This window comes from Actinotalea sp. C106 (assembly GCF_023630195.1).
Lineage (GTDB): Bacteria > Actinomycetota > Actinomycetes > Actinomycetales > Cellulomonadaceae > Actinotalea.
This window is the reverse complement of the sequence record NZ_JALPKN010000422.1, coordinates 1-1,983: the sequence shown is the minus strand read 5'-3', so window position 1 is coordinate 1,983 and position 1,983 is coordinate 1. Positions and strand designations below refer to the sequence as shown.

Genomic DNA, 1,983 nt, shown 5'->3' with positions numbered 1-1,983 from the left:
GCCGTCCCTGGGCCGGACCACCCGGCGGCCCGGCTCCTGGCCCGCCTGGTGGCTCACGCCGTGCCCGGGGCGCGGCCCGACCAGTGGTACGGCACGACCGCGCTCTCGACCACGGCCCCGCTCTGGTCCGAGGAGGAGCCGGTGCCGCTGAGCCCCTCGACCCTGGAGTCCGCGTCCTCCTGCGCCCTGCGCTGGGCCCTCGAGGCCGCCGGCGGCAAGGCCGCCGACTCGCGTGAGCAGTCCCTGGGGACCCTCGTGCACGAGATCGCCGCGGCCCTGCCGGCCGGCACCGAGGCCGAGCTCGCCGCGGCCCTCGACGAACGCTGGTCCCAGCTCGGCCTGGCCGAGGGGTGGGTCGGGTCGGTGCAGCGCCGCCGGGCTGCGGCGATGATCCGTCATCTCGCGGCCTACCTGCGGACCGCGGGCGAGGTGCTCGCGGTCGAGGAGCCCTTCCACGTCCAGCTCGGCCGGGTGATCCTGCGCGGGAGCGTCGACCGTCTCGAACGTGCCGAGACCGACCCGGACGGCCGCCCTCGGTTGCGGGTCGTGGACCTCAAGACCGGGCGGAGCCCCGTGGCCAAGGGCGACGCTGCCCGGCACGCCCAGCTCGGCGCCTACCAGGCAGCCGTCGACGCGGGTGCCTTCGAGCACCTGGCGCCGGCCGGCACCAGCGGCGGCGCCTCCCTGGTCTACGTCGGCACGGCCAACAAGACCTGGGCCGGGCGGGAGCAGGGCGCCCCCGCCCAGGACGAGGACCCGCGGTGGGTCGAGGAGATGCTCGAGGAGGTCGTCGAGGCCGTGACCCGCCCGGCGCCGACCGCGACGGCCAACGCCCTGTGCCGCACCTGCCCCGTGAGCCGCTCCTGCCCGGTGCAGCCCGAGGGGCGCGTGGTCGGCGCATGAGCGCGCACCGCCCCGACACCCCGCAGCTCAGCGCGGTGCAGATCGCCGAGCTGCTCGGTCAGCACCGGCCGACCGATGAGCAGGTGGCCGTGATCGAGGCCCCCCTCGAGCCCCTCCTGGTCGTCGCCGGGGCGGGCTCGGGCAAGACCGAGACCATGGCCTCACGGGTCGTCTTCCTCATCGTCAACGGTCTGGTCGACGCCGAGCAGGTGCTCGGTCTGACCTTCACCCGCAAGGCCGCGGGGGAGCTCTCCGACCGGGTCCGGCGCCGACTGAGGGCGGTCCGCCTCGCCCTCGGTCAGGACGCCCGCCGCTCGGCCCTGGCCGTCCCCACCGTCTCGACCTACAACGCCTACGCCGCCGGGCTCGTCGGCGACCACGCCCTGCGTCTGGGCCTCGAGCCCTCGGCCCGGCTGCTCGGAGAGGCCGGGCGCTGGCAGCTCGCCCACGACCTCGTCGAGCAGTGGACCAGCGACCTCGAGGTCGACCTCGCCCCCTCGACCATCACGACCGCGGTCCTCGACCTCGCCGGTGCTCTCGCTGAGCACCTCGTCGACCCCGAGGAGCTCCGCCACGAGGCGCAGCGGCTGGTCGACCGGATCGCCGAGGCCCCGACCCTGGCGAAGGTCACGGCCACCCAGACCAGGCTCGTGCAGGAGGTCCGGGCTTCCCTGCAGCTGCGCTCGCGGCTGGTCGACCTCGTCGAGGCCTTCGCCGAGCGCAAGCGCGAGGACGACGTCATGGACTTCGCCGACCAGGTCGCGGTCGCGGCCCGCCTCGCGCGTGAGGTCCCCGAGGTCGGCGCGGGGGAGCGGGCACGCTACGGGGTGGTGCTCCTCGACGAGTACCAGGACACCTCGGTCGCCCAGCTCGAGCTGCTTCGCCACCTGTTCGGCTCGGGCACGGAGGCGGGCCGGGGCCACCCCGTCACCGCGGTGGGAGACCCGCACCAGGCCATCTACGGCTGGCGCGGGGCGAGCGCCGGAGGGCTGGCGCGCTTCCCCGACCACTTCCCCGGGGCCGACCGCCCGACCGAGGTGCTCGCCCTGGCGACCTCCTGGCGCAACGACCGCACGGTGC

2 protein-coding genes are annotated in these 1,983 nt (G+C 75.7%); both read left to right on the top strand.

What is annotated here, in order from left to right; all coding sequences use genetic code 11:
- Nucleotides 1-903: PD-(D/E)XK nuclease family protein (locus tag L0B03_RS17150; protein ID WP_250448130.1), on the top strand; the 903-nt coding region annotated here is incomplete at its 5' end.
- Nucleotides 900-1,983 (top strand): UvrD-helicase domain-containing protein (locus L0B03_RS17145; RefSeq protein WP_250448128.1); only part of this gene is annotated, 1,084 nt, incomplete at its 3' end. The genes L0B03_RS17150 and L0B03_RS17145, both read left to right, overlap by 4 nt.